General features: G+C 61.4%; 19 protein-coding genes and 1 riboswitch. Of the genes, 11 read left to right on the forward strand and 8 right to left on the reverse strand.

The genetic code is table 11. The features are described from left to right. Positions 1–11 precede the first annotated feature (11 nt). Positions 12–488 (reverse strand): HPr kinase/phosphorylase, encoded by a 477-nt coding sequence (locus AA105894_RS07745; protein ID WP_267311214.1) that lies wholly within the window; start codon positions 486–488, stop codon positions 12–14. Positions 489–537: 49 nt separating this feature from the next. On the opposite strand from AA105894_RS07745, the gene AA105894_RS07750 reads away from it, so the two are divergent. Further along, positions 538–894 carry a RidA family protein gene (locus AA105894_RS07750; RefSeq protein WP_188425791.1) on the forward strand — a complete coding sequence of 119 codons (357 nt, stop codon included), beginning with the start codon at positions 538–540 and terminating at the stop codon, positions 892–894. A gap of 244 nt (positions 895–1138) precedes the next feature. Here AA105894_RS07750 and AA105894_RS07755 read toward each other — a convergent pair whose 3' ends face one another. The 3 genes from AA105894_RS07755 to AA105894_RS07765 all read right to left on the reverse strand — a co-directional run bounded on the left by AA105894_RS07755 (position 1139) and on the right by AA105894_RS07765 (position 7337). Then, complete coding sequence (locus tag AA105894_RS07755; RefSeq protein ID WP_267311215.1) at positions 1139–3100, reverse strand: M61 family metallopeptidase; 1962 nt, start codon at positions 3098–3100, stop codon at positions 1139–1141. Between the two features lie 128 nt (positions 3101–3228). Further along, a complete protein-coding gene (gene putA, locus AA105894_RS07760) occupies positions 3229–6840 on the reverse strand; it encodes a bifunctional proline dehydrogenase/L-glutamate gamma-semialdehyde dehydrogenase PutA (protein ID WP_267311216.1) in 3612 nt (1203 codons plus the stop codon). A 194-nt stretch (positions 6841–7034) separates the two neighbouring features. Beyond that, positions 7035–7337, reverse strand: a complete 303-nt coding sequence (locus tag AA105894_RS07765) for a putative quinol monooxygenase (RefSeq protein ID WP_188425794.1) — start codon at positions 7335–7337, stop codon at positions 7035–7037. 61 nt (positions 7338–7398) lie between these two features. Further along, positions 7399–7489: riboswitch (glycine riboswitch) on the forward strand. Positions 7490–7607: 118 nt separating this feature from the next. Here AA105894_RS07765 and gcvT point away from each other — a divergent pair. The 3 genes from gcvT (at position 7608) to gcvP (ending at position 12088) form a co-directional block, all read left to right on the forward strand. Beyond that, positions 7608–8741: a glycine cleavage system aminomethyltransferase GcvT gene (gcvT, locus tag AA105894_RS07770; RefSeq protein WP_267311217.1), complete on the forward strand. Its 1134-nt coding sequence runs from the start codon at positions 7608–7610 to the stop codon at positions 8739–8741. Between the two features lie 28 nt (positions 8742–8769). After that, on the forward strand, positions 8770–9135 hold the full coding sequence (gcvH, locus tag AA105894_RS07775) for a glycine cleavage system protein GcvH (RefSeq protein ID WP_188425796.1): 366 nt from the start codon (positions 8770–8772) through the stop codon (positions 9133–9135). 85 nt (positions 9136–9220) lie between these two features. Next, the gene (gene gcvP / locus AA105894_RS07780; RefSeq protein WP_267311218.1) at positions 9221–12088 is read left to right on the forward strand and encodes an aminomethyl-transferring glycine dehydrogenase; all 2868 of its coding nucleotides are present in this window, start codon (positions 9221–9223) and stop codon (positions 12086–12088) included. A gap of 159 nt (positions 12089–12247) precedes the next feature. On the opposite strand, the gene AA105894_RS07785 is transcribed toward gcvP, so the two are convergent. After that, positions 12248–12715: a YbaK/EbsC family protein gene (locus AA105894_RS07785; protein WP_267311219.1), complete on the reverse strand. Its 468-nt coding sequence runs from the start codon at positions 12713–12715 to the stop codon at positions 12248–12250. Positions 12716–12722: 7 nt separating this feature from the next. Further along, entirely contained in the window at positions 12723–13805 is a 1083-nt protein-coding gene (locus AA105894_RS07790; protein WP_267311220.1) for an energy transducer TonB, read from the reverse strand. Between the two features lie 255 nt (positions 13806–14060). On the opposite strand from AA105894_RS07790, the gene AA105894_RS07795 reads away from it, so the two are divergent. After that, entirely contained in the window at positions 14061–14702 is a 642-nt protein-coding gene (locus tag AA105894_RS07795; protein ID WP_267311221.1) for a DNA-3-methyladenine glycosylase family protein, read from the forward strand. A 29-nt stretch (positions 14703–14731) separates the two neighbouring features. Here the strand turns inward: AA105894_RS07795 and AA105894_RS07800 are convergent, their stop codons facing one another. Together AA105894_RS07800 and AA105894_RS07805 are read right to left on the reverse strand one after the other, a co-directional pair. Continuing rightward, on the reverse strand, positions 14732–16123 hold the full coding sequence (locus tag AA105894_RS07800; RefSeq protein ID WP_267311222.1) for a M20/M25/M40 family metallo-hydrolase: 1392 nt from the start codon (positions 16121–16123) through the stop codon (positions 14732–14734). A gap of 31 nt (positions 16124–16154) precedes the next feature. Then, on the reverse strand, positions 16155–16934 hold the full coding sequence (locus AA105894_RS07805) for an alpha/beta fold hydrolase (protein WP_188425801.1): 780 nt from the start codon (positions 16932–16934) through the stop codon (positions 16155–16157). A 170-nt stretch (positions 16935–17104) separates the two neighbouring features. Between AA105894_RS07805 and AA105894_RS07810 the strand changes: the two genes are divergently transcribed. From AA105894_RS07810 to AA105894_RS07835, 6 genes are all read left to right on the forward strand, one after another. Continuing rightward, the gene (locus AA105894_RS07810) at positions 17105–18850 is read left to right on the forward strand and encodes a chloride channel protein (RefSeq protein ID WP_267311240.1); all 1746 of its coding nucleotides are present in this window, start codon (positions 17105–17107) and stop codon (positions 18848–18850) included. Positions 18851–18976: 126 nt separating this feature from the next. Further along, positions 18977–19318, forward strand: a complete 342-nt coding sequence (locus AA105894_RS07815) for an AtpZ/AtpI family protein (protein ID WP_267311223.1) — start codon at positions 18977–18979, stop codon at positions 19316–19318. Between the two features lie 90 nt (positions 19319–19408). Then, the gene (locus AA105894_RS07820) at positions 19409–20158 is read left to right on the forward strand and encodes a F0F1 ATP synthase subunit A (RefSeq protein ID WP_267311224.1); all 750 of its coding nucleotides are present in this window, start codon (positions 19409–19411) and stop codon (positions 20156–20158) included. Positions 20159–20215: 57 nt separating this feature from the next. After that, entirely contained in the window at positions 20216–20440 is a 225-nt protein-coding gene (locus AA105894_RS07825) for an ATP synthase subunit C family protein (protein ID WP_025824649.1), read from the forward strand. A 21-nt stretch (positions 20441–20461) separates the two neighbouring features. Beyond that, positions 20462–21064, forward strand: coding sequence for a F0F1 ATP synthase subunit B family protein (locus tag AA105894_RS07830; protein WP_188425803.1), 603 nt, complete (start codon positions 20462–20464; stop codon positions 21062–21064). Between the two features lie 12 nt (positions 21065–21076). Then, positions 21077–21604, forward strand: a complete 528-nt coding sequence (locus tag AA105894_RS07835; protein ID WP_188425804.1) for a F0F1 ATP synthase subunit B family protein — start codon at positions 21077–21079, stop codon at positions 21602–21604. Positions 21605–21620 lie beyond the last annotated feature (16 nt).

Consider the following 21620-nt stretch of genomic DNA (forward strand, 5'->3'; position numbering starts at 1 on the left):
ATGGCGTGACATTAGCTTTCTTCATGCTTTTTGGGGAGAGGGTTTGCAGTCGCCATTCCCCCGTTCACGCCACAAAGCAATGTGAGATCGCCGCGAATGCAGCGCAGGGCCGTGCGTATGACCGCCACGGCATCGGCATGGAAGGCATCGAGTGTCAGGCTCCAGGCGCCCGTCAGCGGGTCGATGGTCTTCTCCGGCAGGCGCTGGATGGGGGTGTTTCGCCCCAGTTCGACCCGCAGGACGATGGCGGCTTCAGGCAGATAGGGCATCTGCACGATGCCCAGCCCGCGTACTTCAATCATCCCTGCGAGGGCGGGGGCCGGGCGGGCTATGGTCTGCTGCAGCACGATCTGATCGTCGCCTACAAGGGCGAAGCCGGACTCGACAAGGCGCAACAGAAGGCTCGACTTGCCAGAGCCGGACGCTCCGGTAAGCAGCACGCCAAGCCCTTCCCAGCTGGCGCAGGAGGCGTGAAGAGACCGGCCCATAATGGGAGCCTTCGCGCATAAGCGATGGGCAGTTTCAGGAATGTGCGATATGCTCCGGCTCATGCACGATCATTTCTCCTCTTCTTCCCGTCCTGTCCTGCAGGACAGCGTGACTGTCTATGGTGTGACAGGACTTGGCGCCGATGGACAGGTGCCTGACAGCTTGATCGAGGAATGCCAGAACGCGCTGGCCCGCATACGGGAAATTCTGGCCACCAACGGTTTGCTTCCTGAAGACATTACCCATCTGGCTTACATGATCCCCGATAGCAGCATCTTCGTCTCCTGCCAGCGGATCATCGCCGAAGCCCTCGGCCCGGCCCGGCCTGCCATGACGCTGCGCCTCAAGCCCCGTTTTGACGTACCGGGGCAGAGGCTGGAGTTCAATTTCATCGCTGCGCCGTGACCGAAGGGTCCGGGAGAGCGTGATATCTGGCGGTTGAAATCAGGTGAGATATTGGAAATTTCGTCCAAATCTATCGAATTTTTATCAATAAGTAGAAAATATATCTTTCAAAGAGAATGTCATTTTCAAATAAATGACATCGAAATCATTTATCTTTCGTCCTGCGCGGCATGACTCTGAAGGGTCTTTTCCTGAACCGCTTTGCGAGAGGCTGCCTCGATGGGCAACCTCTCGGTGGAGAAGATCAGTGACGTGCTGAATACAGCGTTGTCAGGCGATCCGGGGTGTTCGGGATGCGCTCGAGATGGGGAGAGCGCAGACCGTCATAGTAAGGGATCGAGACGGTGCGGAAATGCGTGTCGGTCTTGATCAGCAGCGTGATGGGCTTCCTGTCCGTCTTGGCGGTTTTCACGGCGTCGATCAGACCTTCTGGCGTAAAGGCGTCACCGTTGACGGCCACGATCACGTCATGAATGGCAAGGCCAGCCTTGTAGGCAGGGCTGTCCCAGGCCACCGTGCCCAGAGCGCCGTTCTTCGGGTTGATTATCAGGCCCAGTGAGAAGCGCAGGCCAAGGCGGTGGTAGTTCTTGCCGCTCTGCTCGCCGAAATCGTTTTCCTTGTCGGTATAGACCAGCTTGTAGCCAGAGGCTTCGAGGCCGTTCAGGGGCGCGCGCTTCTGAACGGTGCTGATGCGCTCATGCAGGAACTTGGCCCAGTCATAGGGCACAACCTTGTTGAGGGTCAGAACCACGTCATCGAACGTATAGGTGCTGACAATGATGCTGCCATCATTGGTGCCGAAAAACGCCTTGGCGAAATCATCGAGCGATTTCGTGTCATGCGAGAGCTTGCGGATCATCATGTCGGCGTCGAGCCAGACCAGCTGACCCTCGACATAATAATCTTCCGAACGCTGGAAATCACGCCATGAGAGCGGCGAACGCTGCGCGATGATCGGGTCATTGGTCGTGTCGGCCACCGGGCGCCAGGTGCGGCCAGACTGGGCGTCATAGGTGGCAGCCATGAGGGCGAGGGAGTCGAAACCCTGTTCCTTGCTGACGAGGCCCGAACGTGCGGCAAGAATATTGCCCCAGAACTCGGTCTGGCCCTCATAGACCCAGAGCAGCGAGCCGCGCTGCGGGGCATTGAAGGTGGCACCATACAGATCGGCCGGGCGGCGATACTTGCCGTTCCAGGAATGGGTGTATTCATGCGCCAGCAGATCGCGCTGCGGGAAGGAATGCTTCCAGTCCGTGAAATAGTCTTCGCTCACGCTGTCTTCGCTCGACTGGTGATGCTCAAGACCGATGCGGCCCAGCTCATCAGTCAGCGCCATCAGGAAGTCGTAATGCGCGTAATGCTGCGAGCCAAAGGTCAGCAGCGCCTGGGTGACCAGATTGCGATGGATCTGCAGTTCGGCATCGTCATACGCCAGATCGCCCGGCTTGTCGGCCACCATGTTGAGCGTGACCGGCACACCGCCCGGGGCATTCAGCGCGACCTTCTTGAAATAGGCACCTGCGAAGATCGGGGAGTCGACCAGCGTGTTGAAGGGCACGGTGCCAAAAGTCAGGGTGTCGCCAGTGGCGGCGCCCACGGGGCGCAGCGCTGTGGCGGCCTGCCAGCCATGCGGCAGCTTCACGCTGGCCTGCACGGGAATGTCGCGTGAGTAATAGCCAGCCGGGTAAAGCGATACCTCGTTCCACTGCACGTTCACGATATGGGGCGTCATGACGACACGGCCCTCATTGTCGCTCACGGGCGAGAGCAGCTTGAAATCGACATCGATCTGGGTCTGCGCCTTGGTGACGGGCACATGAAAGGCGAACACATCGACCGGGTCGCGCAGCCAGGTGAGAGGTTTGCCCTCAGAGCTGATGGTCAGCCCGCCAAGCTGGGTGATCGTGCCTTCAGGCGCGTGACCGCCCGGGATCCATTTCGGATAAAGCAGCACCAGCTCACCCGCTTCGCGTGCCGATTGCGGCACGGGCAGCGTCTCATGCATGGTCATGACATGATGGTCGAGATCGGTCGCATCGACGCTCAGCTTGAGCGTGCCGGGAAAAGCGACATCCTTGGCCTGAGGCAGCGGCGAGGGAAGAGGCGCGGCTTCGGGCTGGGGCTGGGCGGCCAGTGCAGGCAGAACGCGCGTGCCTAGCAGCAGGACGGTCAGAAACGTACCGGCGCGGAAAAGACGGATGGTCAAGCAGGGATACTCCGGGAAAGGGCTGCAGCTGAAACGGTTCATTACCAAAATGGAAACTGTCCCTCGTGACAACCCATATTAAGGGTTTTATCGCAACTGCCTGCCCGCTTTCCCAACCGATGCGCGCGTCACACCCGGGTTACAAGGGCAAGATCGGCGCCGATCGCGGCATGATTAATGGTGACCACCGTTTCACTCAGCAGCCATTCGGGTCGCACAGTGTCGAGGTCATAAACCGGCACCACCATGCCCTCACGCGCCGTGATGGTGAGCGCTGCCTGTTCAGCGCTTTCCGCGCCGCGCTGGATCAGCATCACATCGCATTCCGGCAGGGCGCCCGGATTGACGCGGGTGATCAGATTGGCGAGCTGGCGTGAGACCTGACGCAGCCATTCCACCGCTGGATCCGGCGCCAGAACCAGCACGGTATTGCCCGTGCCAAGGGCAAGGCCGACCGCGTGCAGCAAGGCGGGCCAGCTTTCACAGGCGCAAAGCACGACGCCTTTCGGACGCAGGCTGTAGCGATTCGTCTCACCCGTGGCGGCGGGCAGATCCAGGCTGAGGCCGCAAAGCCCATGGGCGATCACGGCGCGCACCTTGCGGGCCGAAGGCGGGTCTCGTGGTTCGAGAAAGGCCAGAAAGGCACGCGCTGCCGAAGGCACAGGGGTTTCTGTGGTGGGGGCAAGCGGGCAGGGCGCACCATGCATCAGCCGTGGCATGAAAAGCGGCCCGCCAAGCTTCGGCCCCGAGCCGGAAAGACCACGCCCTCCGAAGGGCTGCATCCCAACACTTGCCCCGATCATCGAGCGATTGACGTAGATATTCCCCGCGCGGCTGCGGGACGTGGCGCGTTCGAGCGTCTCATGCAGGCGGCTCTGCACACCGAAGGTCATCGCATAGCCGGTTGCGTTCAGCGCATCGATCACCCCGTCGAGCTCATGACGGGCATAGCGTCTGATATGCAGCACAGGGCCGAACACCTCGAGACCGATATCGGCCACGCGACCAATTTCTATGAGGGTAGGCGCCACAAAATGACCGTTCAGCGTTTCGGCCTGCAGATCGGGTTGCCAGACGCGATAGCCCGCCCGTCTCATGCGGTCGATATGCGCTTCGATGCGTATGCGGGCACCCGCCGAGATAACGGGCCCCATATCGCAACGCAGCTGATCGGGCGCGCCGACATGACGTGCGCTGATGGCTGCCTTGAGCGCCTCTATCAGCGCATCGGCGCCTTCTTCCTGCACCAGAAGCACACGCAGCGAGGCGCTGCGTTGGCCTGCGCTGTCGAAAGCCGATGCCAGAATATCGGGAATGACCCGCTGGGGCGACAGCGTGCTGTCGACCAGCATGGCATTCTGCCCGCTCGTATCGGCCAGAAGCGGCACGGGCTGGCCGGTGCGCCCTGTGCGGCCAAGCAATTCACGGCTGATCGTCTTGGCCACGGCAGTCGAGCCGGTGAAGAGCACACCGTCTATGCGTGAATCCGCAACGAGAGAGGCGCCCACATTCCCCTCGCCCGGCAGAAGCTGGAGCGCGCGAGGGGGCAGGCCCGTCTGAAGAAACAGGGTGACGACATGTGCGGCGATCAACGGTGTTTCTTCCGCCGGTTTGGCAATCACCACATTGCCCGCGGCAAGGGCGGCGGCAATCTGCCCGGTGAAGCTCGCAAGAGGGAAGTTCCAGGGGCTGATGCACAGGATCGTGCCAAGCGGGGCGCCGACCAGGCCTCTTTCGGAAAGGCTGCGAAGCTGGGCGGCGTAGTAGCGCAGATAGTCCACCGCCTCGCGCAGTTCGTCAGAGGCATTGGCAATGGTCTTGCCTGCCTCTCTGACGAGCAGGTTCAGCAGGGCTGTCTGGTCCTGTTCCAGCGCGTCGGCCATCCGGTCGAGATGGGCAGCGCGATCGTCGGGTTCGGTGCGGCGCCAGATCTGATCGGTCTCGGCAGCGTTGAGCGCCGCATCGATATCGCGTGGTCGTGCATAAAGCGCGATACCGACGCGATCGGCGTGAGCTGCCGGGTTGATGATCGCATGGGGCCGCCCCTCGGCCCGCGGCATGGTCGGTCCCATGGGCACGGCCTGACGAGGGTATGTCGTCCCGGGCAGACACTCAGCAAGCTGGGCAAGGGTGGCATCATTCGTGAGATCGGGGGCGATGGCACTCTGCCGTTCGGGCATGGTCAGGTCGCAGGGCAGGGGAATATCCGTGTTCGGCATGCCGCGCGGCACAATGATACGTGCCTGAGCGACGGGGTCTGCAATCAGGGCATCGAGCGTGATGAGCCTGTCATAGGCCTGATTGAGAAACGAGGAGGCAGAGCCTGCCTCGATCAAGCGACGCACAAGAAAGGAGGCAAGGTGGCTGTCCGGGCCGATGGGGGTCAGGATCCGACAGGCAATACCGGCCTGACGGGGTTGCACCAGCGGGGCCAGAAGCGTTTCGCCCATGCCGTGTCGGCAGCCGAATTCGTAGAGACCCGGCGCCCATGGCCCGGCGATTGCCTGAATGGTCGCGATGCTGCGCGCATTATGGGTGGCAAATTGCGGATAAAGCGCTTCAGGCGCCTCGAGCGCCCGTTTGGCGCAGGCAATATAGCTGATATCGCTATGACATTTGCGGGTAAAGACCGGATAGTCACGCGTCACCTGCGCCTGATTCTGGCGGATCTCGTGGTCCCAATAGGCACCCTTCACCAGTCTCAGCCCCACGCGCCGACCGGTTTCGATGCCTGATGTGATGAGATGCTCGATGAGGGGGAGTGCCCGCTTGTCATAGGCCTGCACGGTAAAAGAGAGCCCGTCCCAACCCGACAATTCGGGCAGGCGGCAGAGCCGGTCGAACAGGTCGAGACTGAGATCGAGCGTCTCGCTGGTTTCGGCATCGACAATCAGGAAAATATTGGCGGCCTTGGCCCTCGACGCGAGGAGGGTCAGAAAAGGCAGCAATTCTTCCATGACCTGCGCGGTCTGGGACCGTTCGAAGCGCGGGTGCAGCGAGGACAGTCTGAAAGAAAGTGACGGGCGTTCGTATAGGGTTTGCCCGCGTCCATGGCGGCCCAGCGTCTCGACCATGGTCAGCGCTTCCTGGCGTGCCTGATCGGCGTCTTCTGGCGTCCGCGCTGTTTCACGCAAGGGCGCATAGGCGTGAGAAAAGCCTTCCTGCTCGGCCTTGCGGCTGCGCCTGAGTCCCTGGGCCAGCGTGTCAGCCAGTACGAACTGGGTGCCCATCATCGTGATGGCACGCTCGACCCCGTGCCGGATGAAAGGCGCGCCGCTTTTCAGGGCGAGGCTGCGCAAGCCGCCCGTCAGCGCGTGGAGGCGTGACGAAGTGGACATCGCCCAGCTCGCCGCATTGAGGAAAAAAGGATGGTCCTGTCCGCCCTGCTGCAGCCAGGCGCCCTGTCCGATCTGGTCCCGTATCAGCGCATCACGCGTGGCCGCATCGGGAATGCGCAGAAGACTGCCGGCGAGCGTCAGCAGGGCTGTGCCTTCGGGGGAGGTGAGGGGAAAGGCCTGCACCATGGTCTCGACACCTTTGGTGCTGGCTCTTTCGCGCAGGCGAGTGGCCAGAAAGCGCGCCTGCTGGTCGATCTGCTCCAGATAGGGTTCACCCAGTGTCGCCGCGACCAGAAGGGCTGCGAGGGCCTCGGCCTCTGGCAGGCGTGAGGCTCGCAGAATGGCCTCGCGCGAAGGGGATGGCGGCGCCACAGACGGCAGGAAACTGGAAAACGGTGTCATGCTGTCTCAGTCACGCAGGAAACCCAAAAAGACAGACTAGGCGAGGCCCCGTGTCACGAAAACCCTCCGGACGGGGTTCGGGTCGTTACGGATGAGTCATGCTGCATGGCGCGACGGGCAATAGAGAGTAGTGGGCGCATAAAAAAGGGGCCTTGCAGCCCCTTCTTTTATTCCGAAGCGCCGGAGCGGAGCACTCAGGGATGCTGGCGCGTGAAGAAGCGCACATTGCGTTCCTCGATCCTGAGATCGCGCAGGGCTGCGGCGAATTTCTCGAAATGGGGCGTCTTGAGATGGGCGTCGAAAGCCGGGCGCCCCGTATAGACTTCATGCAGGACAATGATGTCCGAAGCATCCTGCTGGGTCAGCACATCGAAGGTCAGGCATCCTTCTTCGTCGGCCAGCGAGCGGTCGCTGTCATAACGGCAGATTTCCAGGAAGGCGTCGAAGCTCTCGGCGGGGGCAGCAAACTCTGCGATGACCGTGAAATGCTGTGACATGACTTGAAATCCCTTTCGTTTACAGAATTGACTTTTCAGCCCTAATTCTGCGAAGAGTAAACACCGATTCACGGGAGAGACCGGACACTTTTTCCGGCGCCGAAGGAGCAACCGCCCCGGAAACTCTCAGGCAAAAGGACCGCGATCGGCTGGAACTTCTGGAGAGAGGCACCTTGATGAGGTGTCCGCCGACGGGATAGCGATCTCAGGCAAAGGCGACAGAAGGGGCGACGATTTTTCTCGTTTCCTGCCTCCGGGGGATTCTGCCCTATGTCCGACGCGCTTCTTCTCACGCCGCTGAATGCCCTCCATCTCGAACTGGGCGCCCGTATGGTGCCGTTCGCGGGCTATTCCATGCCCCTGCAATATCCGGCCGGATTGATGGCCGAGCATCTGCACACGCGAGGCAAGGTCGGTCTTTTCGATGTGTCCCATATGGGCCAGCTTCGCGTCACGCCTCGTACAGGCACGCTTGAAGACGCCGCCCTGGCGCTCGAATCCCTCATTCCTGTCGACCTGGCCGGGCTCTGTGCCAACCGCCAGCGTTACGGGTTTCTGACCAATGAAAAAGGCGGCATTCGCGACGATCTGATGGTCGCCAATATGGGCGACTGGCTGTTCGTGGTCGTCAATGCCTCCTGCAAGGAGGCCGACACCGCGCTGATGCAGGCAGCCCTTGGTGACCGTATTGTGATCGAGCCTCTGGCCGATCGTGCGCTTCTTGCCCTGCAGGGGCCCGAAGCCGTGCATGTTCTGGCTGATCTCTGCCCGCAGGCCGAAGCGATGCGCTTCATGGATGCGATCGAGGCGGATGTGGATGGCGTGCGCTGCACGGTCACGCGCTCGGGCTACACGGGCGAAGACGGTTTCGAGATCGGCATTCCCGCCGAGCATGCCGAGCAGATTGCCCGCGCCCTTCTGGCTGATGAGCGTGTGCTGCCGATCGGGCTCGGTGCCCGTGACAGCCTGCGTCTCGAATCGGGCCTGTGCCTCTATGGCAATGACCTCGACGAGACCACGACCCCGGTTGAGGCCGCGCTTACCTGGGCCATGCAGAAAAGCCGCCGTGAGGGCGGCGCCCGTGCCGGTGGCTATCCGGGTGCCGAAATCATCATGACGCAGGCCCGCGATGGCGTCTCGCGTCTGCGCGTCGGTCTGGCGGCTGAAGGCCGTGCGCCGGTTCGCGGCGGCACCGAGCTTTTTGCCGATGCCGAAGGCACGCAGAAGGTTGGCGTGGTCACGTCAGGCGCCTTTGGTCCGAGCGTGAACGCTCCCGTGGCCATGGGCTATGTCGCCACCGGCCATTCTGCGATCGGCACGGTTCTTTACGGTGCGCTGCGCGGCAAGTTTGTGCCGGTCCAGGTCCGCGCCCTGCCTTTCGTTCCCCCCGGTTTCAAACGCTGAAAACCGTCTCACAGAGAAAGATGTCATCATGAGCTCCACCTATTACACCCCGTCCCATGAATGGATCCGTCTCGAAGGCGAGATCGCGACCGTCGGTATCACCGGCCATGCGGCTGAAGAGCTGGGTGAACTGGTTTTCGTCGAAGCCAAGGACGAAGGCACCGAAGTCGCTCAGGGCGACGCTGCTGCCGTGGTCGAATCCGTGAAGGCGGCTTCTGATATCTACGCACCGGTAAGCGGCGTTCTGGCCGGGTTCAATGCCCGGCTGAGCGACGAGCCGACGCTGGTCGGTGCCGATCCGGAAGGTGAAGGCTGGATCTTCAAGCTGCGCGTGACCGATTCCGCCCAGCTTGAGGCTCTGCTCGATGCCGATGCCTACAAGGCCTCTCTCTGATCTGACCGGTAAAGGCGGCGCATCGTGCCGCCTTTGCTTTTTTGACCTGTGACTGACCCCGTTCCCGACGAGGATTTGCCGAGACGTGACCCGTAACGCCCCCCTCTGGCCAAACCAGGCTGCCGATCAATTTGTTTCCCGCCATAACGGGCCACGCCCCGGCGAGGTTGTCGCCATGCTTGAGACGCTTGGCGTTTCCAGCATCGATGCGCTGATCGAGCAGACGGTTCCTGCCGCCATTCTCGACCGCAAGGCCTCAGGCATCGGTCCGGCCCTGACGGAGAGCGAAGCCCTGGCGCGTCTGAAGCAGATCGCCAGCCGCAACGTCGTCATGCAGTCCATGATCGGGCAGGGCTATTACGGCACGGTTCTGCCGCCGGTAATCCAGCGCAATATCCTCGAAAATCCGGCATGGTACACGGCCTATACGCCCTATCAGCCCGAAATCAGCCAGGGTCGTCTTGAGGCGCTGCTGAACTTCCAGACGCTGGTCTGCGATCTGACCGGCCTCGATATCGCCAATGCGTCGCTGCTCGACGAAGCCACGGCCTGCGCCGAGGCGATGGCGCTTGCCCAGCGCAACGCCAAGACCAAGAGCACTGTGTTCTTTGTCGATGCCGACACCCATCCGCAGACGCTTGCCGTGCTGCGCACCCGCGCCGAGCCCCTTGGCTGGACCATCGTTGTCGGCAATCCCGAGACCGATCTCGATGCGTCCGCCGTGTTCGGCGCGCTGCTCTCCTATCCTGGTAGCTCCGGCGCCGTGCGCGATTTCCGCAATGTGATCGAGGCCCTCCACGAGAAGGGCGCGGTTGCAGCCCTGACCTGTGATCCGCTGGCGCTCGTCATGCTTGAGGCGCCCGGCAAGCTGGGTGCCGATATTGCCATCGGGTCGATGCAGCGCTTCGGTGTGCCGATGGGCTTTGGTGGCCCCCATGCCGGGTTCATGGCGGTTCGTGATGCCTACAAGCGCACCATGCCGGGCCGCCTTGTGGGCGTGTCGCGTGACAGCCGCGGCGCTCCGGCCTATCGTCTGGCGCTTCAGACGCGCGAGCAGCATATCCGTCGCGAAAAGGCGACGTCGAACATCTGCACGGCGCAGGTTTTGCTGGCTGTCATCGCCTCGATGTATGCCGTCTATCACGGCCCCGAGGGGCTGCGTGCGATTGCGCATCGTGTGAACCGTCTGGCCTCCATCCTGGCCGAGGGTCTGCGCGAACTGGCGGTCAAGGTCGAAACAAGCGTCTTTTTCGATACGATCACGATCGAAGCCGGTGACTCTGCCGCACTGGTGCTCGAGCGCGCCCGCAAGGCCGGGATCAACCTGCGTGATGCGGGTGGTGGCCGTCTGGGTATCGCCTGTGACGAGACCACCCAGCCCGATCACATCAAGGCGCTCTGGCGTTGCTTCTGCCCGGATGATGCCCGTCTCGCTGCGCTTGAAGCGAAGCTCGACGGCGCAACGACACTCCCGGCATCCCTGCAGCGCAGCGGGGCTTTCCTGACAGCTTCCGTGTTCCATGCCCACCGCTCCGAAACCGACCTGCTGCGTTACATGCGTCGCCTGTCGGATATGGATCTGGCGCTGGATCGCACCATGATTCCGCTCGGCTCCTGCACCATGAAGCTGAACGCGACCGCCGAGATGATTCCCATCACCTGGCCGGAATTCGGGGCGCTGCATCCTTTCGCCCCTGCCGACCAGACGGAAGGCTATCATGAGCTGTTCGGCATTCTCGAACACGCGCTTTGTGCTGTCAGCGGTTATGACGCCATTTCGCTTCAGCCCAATTCGGGCGCGCAGGGCGAATATGCAGGGCTTCTGGCCATTCGCGCCTATCATCAGGCCAATGGCCAGAGCGAGCGCGATGTCTGCCTGATCCCGGCTTCGGCCCATGGCACCAACCCGGCTTCGGCCCAGATGGTCGGCATGCGCGTGGTGGTGACGGCCTGCGATGCTGCAGGCAATGTCGATCTGGAGGATCTGCGCAAGAAGATCGCCCAGCATGAGGGGCGCATCGCCGCGCTGATGCTGACCTATCCTTCGACGCATGGTGTGTTCGAGGAAGCCGTGATGGAGATTTGCGATCTCGTTCACGAAGCGGGTGGTCAGGTCTATCTCGACGGGGCGAACATGAATGCGCAGGTCGGGCTTGCCCGTCCGGGTCTCTATGGCGCCGATGTCTCGCATTTCAACCTGCACAAGACCTTCTGCATTCCGCACGGTGGCGGTGGCCCCGGCATGGGACCGATCGGCGTCAAGGCGCATCTCGCGCCGCATCTGCCGGGTCGTCCCGAAATGGGCGACGCGCGCGCCGTGTCAGCCGCGCCTTTCGGCTCGGCGTCGATCCTGCCGATCTCGGTCGCCTATGTGCTGATGATGGGCGATGATGGGCTGCGTGAAGCCACCGAAATGGCCATTCTCAACGCCAATTACATCGCGGCCCGTCTCGAGGGGCATTATCCCGTGCTCTATCGCGGCAGCAATGGACGCACGGCGCATGAATGCATCATCGACCTGCGCCCGCTCAAGGATGCTGTCGGCGTGACCGTGGATGATATCGCCAAGCGCCTGATCGATCATGGCTTCCATGCCCCGACGGTCAGCTTCCCGGTTGCTGGCACGTTCATGATCGAGCCGACGGAATCCGAAGGCAAGGCTGAACTGGATCGCTTCTGCGATGCGATGATCGCCATCCGTCAGGAAATTGCGGCCATCGAAGCTGGCAATATTGCCATGGAAGCCAGCCCGCTGCGTCATGCACCGCATAGCACCGCCGATCTCGTTGGCGAGTGGGACCGCGCCTATGACCGCATGCAGGGTTGTTTCCCCAACGGTCTCGACCGCGTGAAATATTTCGCGCCGGTCAATCGCATCGATAACGCCTGGGGTGACCGCAATCTGGTCTGCTCCTGCCCTGATATCTCCACCTACGCTGAAGCGGCGGAGTAAGAGGGCCTGTTCCCCGCCTCCTGGTGAGGTGGGGGACCTTCTTTTTCTGAAGAAAAAGAAGCAAAAAGACTTTTATCTCAAGAAAACTGGTGTGCTGTTTGTCTGGTCGGTGACCTACAGGCGAAGGTTTTCTGGCTCTCTTTTCATAAAAAAGAGCTCTTATTTTTCATCCTGACGTACATGCACCCAGACGCCCTTGGTCAATTCGGCCAGTTTCAGAGGCGTCATGCGGACCGAGGCCGTGATTGAACCGGCAGCCGGGATGATTTCTTCGAACTGCAGCAGTGATTCATCGCAATAGACAGGAAGCGGTGCGGGCAGACCAAAAGGGCATACGCCGCCAACGGGGTGGCTGGTCACTTCGAGCACGGCTTCAGGCCCCAGAAAGCGGGGTTTGCCCCCCAACGCCTCGCGGGCACGCCGATTATCGAGCCGTGCCGTCCCTGCCATCACGACCAGGACGATCCGGCCCCCAGTATCGACGCAGAGCGTCTTGGCGATCTGGTCCGGGGCAACCTTGTGCACCTCGGCTGCCTCAAGAACCGTCGCCGTGCTCAACCCGTCATCGATTATCGCGAGTTCCGGGGCGAGGCGGGCGAGTTCGTCGCGAACGGAGTCAAGGCTCATGGCAGGCTCAGCGTCTGATCAGAATGTAATTGATCGTCAGATCAATATCGAAATGGTCGCCCTTCATGTCGGGCGGCACGGGCGGCAGGCGCGCGCCCTGGAACATGCCAGTCGTCGCTGCATCAAGTGAATACGACCCTGACTGGCCAGTCAGCCGTACCGATTTGACACGGCCCGTTCGGTCTAGAACGACATGCACGGAAGACGGGCCGTCTTCGCCGTTCTTGATGGCATCTTCTGGATAATAGAGATGGGCCCGAATCCAGCGGTCGATCTCGCTGCCGTAATCGTCACTGACACCCTTGATCGTATTGCGCGTCATGAAAGGCGCGTTGATCTGGCCATTGGTCGAAAGCGGCCCGAGTGACATGTCGATGGGAGCGCCCGACCCGCCGCGGCGGCCGCGCTGACGACGTGGGGCAGAGGGCGCCTCACCGAAATCGAGCGTGGTCATGTTCGCAAAAGGATTATCCGACTGCTTCGGCGTGGGGCGACGGCTCGACCGGTGACTATGGGCGTGCGTCTGGCTCTGCTTGCCGGATTTCGGAATGCCAGGGCTGACTGGGCGTTCGGTCTGCGTTTTCGTCAGCTCGGTCGAGGGGCCGTCAGGGACGGGGGGCGCTGAAGGCGCGGTCGGTGTGGGCACAGCCGGGGTCGGTGTCGATTCCTGTTCGTCGGGCTGCTGCTCCTGCTGCGTGTCCTGGCTGCTTGCCGAAGGGGCATCGTGGCTGGTGGAGGGTTTCTCCTCGCCGCCCGGTTTGTCTTCATGAGGGCCCGCCATGCCGCTTTTGGTGGGCGGCGCAAACATCATTTCGACCTGTGGCTGTTCCATGCCGTTGGGCTCGCCATGAGCATGGCGTGCGCTCTCGTAGATCAGCAGTCCGATCAGCAGCGCATGGGCGATTGCCGAGGCGATCAACACGGTTGTCACGCCCGAATCCTCGAGCACCTGCGGACGGATCAGCGAGGCGCCAGCTGGCTTGACCGGCGGTTCCGAGGCTGTTTTCGGTTCGTAATGGCTGAGCTTGGCCCTCGTTCCTGCCATGGGGGGCAGGGCGCGCGTCTTCAGTGCCGCCGGTGCAAAAAGCAACGGCTCGTTTCGTGTCCGTTTCTTGCCAGGACGCGAGGCAGAGGCCACACCTGACGAGGGCGGAGCCGGATCAACGGGCTGTGTGCGTGTCAGAAGAACACCTGTAGAGAATCAGAACACACGCCTCCACGTGATCGGGCAGGTGACGAACTCTGCATGACGACACGATCTGGCACTTGCCTCTATCATGACATTGGACCCCTGCTCTTGCCAAGCGGGCGAGACGGTCGCGCTGTAATGGAAGAAGAGAATCATATGCCCGAAGACCCGGACCTCTATACCTGTCTTGGGCAGGACCCAGCCCTTGCGGCGGCGATCGATCGTATCGGGCCCTGTCGCCTCAGGGGATCTGACGGCAAGACACCCTATCAGGCGCTGTTTCGCGCCATTATCGGTCAGCAACTGCATGGCAGGGCGGCAGAAGCGATTCTGGGGCGCGTCTGTGCGCTGACAGATGGCGCCATGCCCGAGCCGGAAGCCCTTCTGGCGCAAAGTGATGAGGTCTTGAGAGCCTGCGGCCTGTCAGCCTCGAAACTGCTTGCGTTGCGCGGTCTGGCCGAGGCCAGGCTGACAGGGGTGGTGCCCGATCTGCAGGAAGCCGCCTTGCTGAGCGATGAGGCATTGATTGCGCGTCTCATCACCCTGCGTGGCATAGGGCGCTGGACGGTGGAGATGTTGCTCATCTTTACATTAAATCGGCGTGATGTGCTGCCGGTAGATGATTTTGGCGTGCGTGCGGGCTGGCAGAAGCTCCATGGACTCGCAGAGCCGCCCAAACCTGCGGCCCTGCGCCGGGAGGGGGAGCGTTTCAGCCCCCATCGCTCGGCGCTGGCGTGGTATCTCTGGCGCGCCTCCGAAGAGGGCAAGACGATCAAGAACCCGCTGACGGGCGATTGAGGGTGTCCCTCACCGCCCACAGACCCTGATCAGTTCTGCGAAAGGGCCGGGATGATGGAAAGCAGGAAATGCATGCCGGGCGTGATGGCAGAGAGCGGCACGCGCTCATTCAGCCCATGGCTGAAATTATCAGAGGCTTTCATGAAGATCGGGCTTGCGCCGTAGGAGGGCACCCCTTTCTCCCTGAACCACATGCTGTCGCTTGCGCCTGAGCTCATGCTGGCAAAGACGGGGACATCGGGAAAAGCCTGCTGGGCTGCGGTAACGACAGCGGTGGGAAGCCGGCCGTTCATGGGCGAAGGCTGGGTTTCCACCGAGCCTTCACTCCGATCTTCAATATGCACCGCCGGGTTATCGATGATGGCAGCCAGTTCGTGGATGATGTCCATACGGGAGTGGCCGGGGAAGATGCGGCAATTGATGTTGGCTTCGGCACGCTGTGGCAGCGCATTGAGGGCGTGGCCACCTTCAATTCTGGTCGGCACGCAGGTCGTGCCGATGGCGCCCACGAGGGAGGGTTCGGCACGCAGCGTTGCTACGGCCTGTGCATTATCCGGGCTGGCGGCAAAGACGCGCATGGCCGAGGCCAGATGGGGGGTGGTGAAACGTGCGGCGTTGAGGAAATAGCTGCGCGTCAGCGCATTCAGCTCGGGCCGGAACGGATGGGCCTGAATTTTCACGAGCGCCTGAGCCAGGGTCGTTATGGCATTATGCGACCGTGGCTCAGAGGAGTGACCACCCGGATCGGTGACGGTCAGTGCGATATCGGCATAGGTCTTTTCAGCCCCTGACCAGCTGTAGAAAAGCGGTTGGCCGCTTTCTTCATCAAGGGTGCCACCACCGACATCAAGATTGAGAACTTCCTGCGCATTGGAAAGCTGGCTGGCCAGGATCTGGCCCGTCTTCATCGTGGTTTCTTCATCACCCGAAAGCGCGAGAATGATGTCACGCTTTGGCTTATAGCCCTGGTGATACAGATGAAGCAGCGCTGTGATAGCCAGAGCGTTGCTCATTTTCATGTCAGAGGCGCCGCGACCGTAGAGATAGCCATTTTCCACGACAGGCGTGAAAGGGTCGCGTGCCCAGTCGGAAGCACGAGCGGCCACCACATCCATATGGCCGGAAATGACCAGAGGCTTGAGCGCGCTGTCCTGCCCGGCCCAGCGCAGCACCATATAGGCCGTGTCGTTCAGTCTGGTGATGGTGATGGCATCAGCGGGAAAGCCGCCATCGACCAGTGTCTTGCGATAGAGTTCCGCCACATTGATGGTCTGGTTATCCGCCCCGGCGACCGAATGAAAGGCAATGGAATCCTTGGCCAGGGTAAGCGCCTGAAGCCCGTCCCGCGTCAGGGCGGGAAGCGGGTCGGCCTGCGCGGAACCGATGGAAAGCAGCAGTAACAGCGCGGCGCGTTTGAGCATGAGGCGATACCTTAAAGAGAGGGCTTACCGATCAGATGGTCTCGATGAACCCGAGCATCTTTTCAGAAAAGAGCTTTGGATTGTCGGCATGGAGCCAATGGCCCGCATCGGGAATGGTCTCAAGCCGGTAATTGGGGAAAAGCCTGCGCATGACCGGTTCGTGATCCTTGCCGATATAGGGAGAGTGCTCCCCTCTCAGAAAGAGCGTCGGCCCTTCATAGACGTACCCCTCGGGGACATAGGGCCAGTTTTCGATGTTGGTCATCGAATTGGTGATGTCCTGCAACCCGATCTGCCAGCCCGGTTCGGTGCCGAGCCTGACATTCTGCAGCATCAGATCGCGGACGCTGCGATTGGGAATATCCTTCGCCAGAAGCTGGTCTGCCTGCTGCCGGTCGAGCTGATCGGGAAAATGGATATGCAGCATGGCTTCTGCCAGGGCTGCCTGACCGAAACCGGTGCGGGCAGGGGCCATGTCGCCTATCAGGATGCCGGCAACGAGTTCGGGATATTGCAGTGCCATGATCATGGCGACCTTGCCGCCCATCGAGTGCCCGACCAGAATGGCGGGGAGCGCCTCATGGGCACGAAGGGTCTCGACCACATCGTCGACCATGGCGGGAAAATCCATGGGGCCGTGCGGGCTTTCGCCATGGTTGCGAAGGTCGAGCGCCAGGGTCCGATGCGTGCGTGACACCTGACGCTGGAGAAAGCCCATATTGCGCGCTCGTCCGAACAGGCCATGCAGAAAAACGACTGGCGGGTGTCCCCCCGGTTGGGCCGGGAGGCGTTCGATGACGTTCAGCAGCACAGTAGAGGCTCCTTTCGGGGAGGCAGAATGAGCGAAGTCTGGGGTTTTCTGTTGCCTGCGGCAAGTCCGGGCGACAATAAGGGCATCGCTCTCCGCTTGTCTTCAAAGCCGTGTGAGGATCTTTCTTGGCCTCAGGGTTTCGCAGAATTGTCGACTGGTTCCAGCACGTGATGCACGTGCCGTACTATGTGCGTGCGCTCGTTCGATCCAATGAAATCTGGTTGACCGTCCTTGCTGCGGGCGTTGGTATCCTGGCCGGGCTGAGCGTCTGGGTCATGACACGCAGCACGCTTTATGCCCATCGCGTGCTCTACGCCCTTCACAATGACGGGCGCCTTTCCGGGCTGACCAGCCTGAGCCCATGGCGCACCGTGCTCATGCCCAGTCTTGGCGGGCTCGTGCTTGGGGTTTTCGGGGTGATGCTCGCCCGTCGATTCAGCCACCGCCCGGTTGACCCGATCGAGGCCAATGCCCTGCGTGGCGGACGCATGTCGGTGCGAGACAGCGCTATCGTCGCCTTCCAGACCTTTCTTTCGAACGGAAGCGGCGCGTCTCTTGGGCTAGAGGCCGGATTTACCCAGATTGCCGCAGCGCTGGGAAGCCGATGCGGGCGTCTCTTCCGGGTGCGTCGGGCGGATCTGCGCATTCTTGTCGGCTGTGGTGCGGGTGGTGCGATCGGCGCGGCCTTCAACGCGCCGATCGCCGGGGCCTTCTATGCTTTCGAGCTGGTGATCGGCACCTATTCGCTCGTCAATCTCGCGCCCGTCGCCGTTGCGACCATTGCTGCTGTCGGTACGGCCCACTTCCTGGGGGGTGTCAGTACCACGCTGACGCTTCTGCCTCATGCGCCGCTTACCCTGCATGAAACAATGCCTGTGCTGGTGCTTGGGGTGTTCTGCGGGCTGGTGGGCATCGCGACGATGCGCGGCGTGACCCTGGCGGAAACCCTGTTTCGACTGGTTCCGCTGCCGGTCTGGCTGCGCCCTGCGCTGGGTGGCGTCGTGGTGGGGGTGCTGGCGCTTTATTCTCCATCCATCCTGTCGGCGGGTCACGCGGCAGTCATCAAGGTACTGGAAGAAGGGCTGCAGCCACTTCCTCTGGTGTTGCTGCTGGTTCTGAAAGTGACAGCCTCTTCCATCTCGATCGGCAGCGGGTTTCGTGGCGGGCTGTTCTTTGCCTCGCTTTATCTTGGCGTGCTGGCAGGGTCGCTTTATGGCTTCGGCATCGCGGCTCTGGGTGTTGGTGGTTTGTCCGTTGCGAGCTGTGCCGTTCTGGGCATGAGTGCCACGGCGGTTGCGATTATCGGTGTGCCGATGACCATGACCTGTCTCATTCTCGAGATGACAGCCGATCTGACACTTGCCAGTGGCGTGCTGCTGGCAAGTGTGCTGTCTATGCTCACCGTGCGCCGACTGTTTGGCTATTCCTTTGCCACCTGGCGTTTTCATCAGCGTGGCGAATCGATTCGATCAGCTATCGATGTGAGCTGGCTCAGGGCGCTCACGGTCGGACGCCTGATGCAGCGCGAATTCCCGTGCAGGCCGGCCGACATGACTGTGGGTGAGGCACGGCAGTGCTGCCCGCTCGGCATGGGGCCTCTTGTCGTGCTTACAGACGGGGTGCGGCGCTATCGCGGGATCGTGTTGGTGTCCGAGATCCATTCCCCGGATCATCCGCCAGAACGACCGCTGGAAGCGCTGGCCCTGCATCGGGAGATCATGCTTCTTCCTGGTATGGCGTGTGAGGAGGCTGTGCATTTCTTCGAGCGTGCTGAAGCCGACGCTCTCGTTGTGGTTGAAAATGACTCCACGTGTCGGATCGTGGGGCTCCTGAGCGAGAAATACGTGCTGCGTCGTTACGCTGAGGCACTGGATCGCACGAGGCGCGAGCTGGCCGGTGAGGCGCGCAGGGTCTGAGCGGCCTGAATGACACCAAGAATTCATTGTCCTGCAGTTACGAGGCGTTGACAGGACACGTCTTGATGGGTAGCAACCGCGCACCAAGGACTCCCCGCTCCGGGGAGAAAGGCGAGGTATGGAATCGTGGGCGCACAGGACGACCTGAACGTTTCCTCGCAAGCGGGAGAAAGCGCTGACACCTTCGACAGAAGGCTGGCTGATGCTGAGGCCCGGATGCGCGGCAAGAGCGGTAAGGCGGACACGAGCACCACAGAGCAAGAAGGCAGTGCCGACTATTCGGCATTCGGCCTTGCGATGAGGATCGGAACCGAAATGGTTGCGGCGCTTATCGTTGGCGTTGTTCTGGGCTACGGGCTTGATCGCCTGTGCGGAACAAAACCCCTGTTTCTTATCCTTTTCTCGCTCGTCGGCGGTGCAGCAGGGATGCTGAATGTCTGGCGTGCGGTGAAAAACGCCAACGTCTGACAGCGTGGCGCAGTTTTCTGCGTCTTGTTTATTGGTTTCATGGAGCTTCCGGGTTGTCGGAAGCTCTGAATGAGAAGCGGGAGAGGCAGCTTGGCCGCCGGATCAACGATTGACGCGCTCGGCCAGTTCGAGCTTCATCCTGTTCTCGGACAGATTGGCGAAGCCCTGCGCTTCAGCCAGTCGCCGCTCTTCATGCTGATAGCCATCGTGGCCGTTCTGGCGTTCCTGTATCTCGGCATGCGTCCTGCTGCCGTGGTGCCGGGTCGTTTGCAGGCTGCTGCCGAGCTGGGCTATGATTTCATTCATAACATGGCCACCGAGACGATCGGCAAGGAAGGAACGGCATTCTTTCCCTTCGTTTTTGCGATCTTCTTCTTCATTCTCGCCGGTAACTATCTCGGCCTGATCCCTTACTGCTTCACCTTCACGAGCCATATTGCCGTTACGGCATCTCTGGCCATTCTCGTTTTTCTGGTGTCGATCCTGGCGTCGTTCAAATACCAGGGCGTCAAATTCTTCACGCATTTCATGCCTGAAGGTGCGCCGGTCTTTCTCGCGCCGCTTCTGATCCCGATCGAGATCCTTTCCTTTCTTTCGCGACCTGTCAGCCTGTCGATCCGACTTTTCGCCAACATGATGGCTGGTCACGTTCTGCTCGAAGTTTTTGCCGGTTTCACCCTGATGCTGGCAGGTCTTGGGGCATTCGGTTCAGTGCTGGCTGTGGCGCCCGTCGTCATCAATGTCGCGCTGACGGCTCTGGAATTGCTGGTGGGCGTTCTGCAGGCTTATGTGTTCGCCATCCTCACCTGCATTTATCTGCGTGAGGCCGTGGCGCACTGAGTGCACGCCGCCTTTCACGTTTAACTGTTGTTCTGTCGTAACCAAGGAAACTGACTCATGGACGTTACTGCTGCTCGCGAAATCGGTGCCGGTATTGCTGTTATCGCTCTTGCCGGTGTCGGCATCGGCCTCGGCAACATCTTCTCGACGCTGGTGAGCTCCATCGCTCGCAACCCGGCTGCTCGCCCGCACGTGTTCGGCCTCGGCATGCTCGGCTTCGCGCTGACGGAAGCCGTCGCGCTGTTCGCTCTTCTGATCGCCTTCCTGATCCTGTTCGTCTGATTAGAGAGGCAGGGTAAAGTCATGCGCCTTCCGTCTCGTAATCTCGCTGCCCCGCTGGCCATTGCGCTTGCGCTCGGCGCTGTGCCGGGACGGGCCTGGGCAGCTGGCATGCCGCAGCTCGACTTCGCCAATCCCCTGCTTATCGGGCAGGTGGTCTGGGGCGCGGTCATCTTTGCGGTCTTCTACATTGTTCTGAGCCGCTCGGCCCTGCCGCGTATCGAAGGGGTTCTGACCCATCGACGCAACCGGATCGAGGGCGATCTTGATATTGCCCGCCGTGCCCGTGACGACGCCGATCGCGCCGTTGACGAACTGCGTCGTGCCCGTCACGACGCCGCGGCACAGGCTCAGGCCAATATTGACCGGGTCGTTCACGAAGCCCGTATGGCCGCTGAAGCTCAGACCCACGAAATGAATCATCGGCTCATGACCGATATCGCCGAAGCGGAGAAGCGTATTGCTTCTGCCCGTGCAGAAGCGCTTGCGAGCCTGCCGGGTGTTGCGGCAGATACGGCCCAGAGCCTGATCGAGAAGCTGCTGCGTCCTGCTGGCAATGAGAACACAATCTCTCGCGCCCAGGTGCAGGATGCCGTTCAGGCCGGTCTTGCGGCGAGCAGAGGCTAAGGAAGTCACGCGATGTTCCACGATCAGCGTTTTTATGTCGCTATTTCCTTCGTTCTCTTCTTTGTCCTTTTCGGCGGCAAGCTCTGGAAGGCCATAGCAGCCATTCTCGATGCGCGTGCCGATCAGGTGCGGAGCAATCTCGACGAGGCCAGCCGTCTGCGTCGTGAAGCCGAGAAGATGCTTGAGGACGCCACCCGTGAGCGCGAGCAGGCTCTGGCGGAGTCCCGCGCCCTGATCGAGCGTTCGCGCGAAGAGGCAGCTGCAATTGCCGAGACCGCACGTCGCGAGGCAGAGGCTGTTGCTTCCCGTCGCGAGCAGATGGCGCGTGATCGCATCGCTGCTTCGGAACGCGCTGCCATTCGCGAAATGCGCGATCTGGCTGCCGATGCTGCCATCAAGGCGACGCGCAGCCTGCTTGGTCAGCATCTCAGCACGGAGCAGGCTGGTGCCTCAGCCCTGCTGGACTCTGCCATAAGCGATCTGCCGCAGGCTCTCAAGGCTTCGAACGAAGCCGGATCACACAGCCAGAACGCGGCCTGATCATCTGTCCGGGTGG

Source organism: Asaia spathodeae NBRC 105894 (assembly GCF_025994195.1).
Classification (GTDB): domain Bacteria; phylum Pseudomonadota; class Alphaproteobacteria; order Acetobacterales; family Acetobacteraceae; genus Asaia; species Asaia siamensis.

What these genes read in the sequence shown, in the direction of transcription:
- AA105894_RS07745 (WP_267311214.1), bottom strand. Translation starts at nt 488, where the DNA reads ATGGGCCGGTCTCTTCACGCCTCCTGCGCCAGCTGGGAAGGGCTTGGC.
- AA105894_RS07750 (WP_188425791.1), top strand. Translation starts at nt 538, where the DNA reads ATGCTCCGGCTCATGCACGATCATTTCTCCTCTTCTTCCCGTCCTGTC.
- putA (WP_267311216.1), bottom strand. Translation starts at nt 6,840, where the DNA reads ATGACACCGTTTTCCAGTTTCCTGCCGTCTGTGGCGCCGCCATCCCCT.
- AA105894_RS07765 (WP_188425794.1), bottom strand. Translation starts at nt 7,337, where the DNA reads ATGTCACAGCATTTCACGGTCATCGCAGAGTTTGCTGCCCCCGCCGAG.
- gcvT (WP_267311217.1), top strand. Translation starts at nt 7,608, where the DNA reads ATGTCCGACGCGCTTCTTCTCACGCCGCTGAATGCCCTCCATCTCGAA.
- gcvH (WP_188425796.1), top strand. Translation starts at nt 8,770, where the DNA reads ATGAGCTCCACCTATTACACCCCGTCCCATGAATGGATCCGTCTCGAA.
- AA105894_RS07785 (WP_267311219.1), bottom strand. Translation starts at nt 12,715, where the DNA reads ATGAGCCTTGACTCCGTTCGCGACGAACTCGCCCGCCTCGCCCCGGAA.
- AA105894_RS07795 (WP_267311221.1), top strand. Translation starts at nt 14,061, where the DNA reads ATGCCCGAAGACCCGGACCTCTATACCTGTCTTGGGCAGGACCCAGCC.
- AA105894_RS07800 (WP_267311222.1), bottom strand. Translation starts at nt 16,123, where the DNA reads ATGCTCAAACGCGCCGCGCTGTTACTGCTGCTTTCCATCGGTTCCGCG.
- AA105894_RS07810 (WP_267311240.1), top strand. Translation starts at nt 17,105, where the DNA reads ATGCACGTGCCGTACTATGTGCGTGCGCTCGTTCGATCCAATGAAATC.
- AA105894_RS07825 (WP_025824649.1), top strand. Translation starts at nt 20,216, where the DNA reads ATGGACGTTACTGCTGCTCGCGAAATCGGTGCCGGTATTGCTGTTATC.
- AA105894_RS07830 (WP_188425803.1), top strand. Translation starts at nt 20,462, where the DNA reads ATGCGCCTTCCGTCTCGTAATCTCGCTGCCCCGCTGGCCATTGCGCTT.
- AA105894_RS07835 (WP_188425804.1), top strand. Translation starts at nt 21,077, where the DNA reads ATGTTCCACGATCAGCGTTTTTATGTCGCTATTTCCTTCGTTCTCTTC.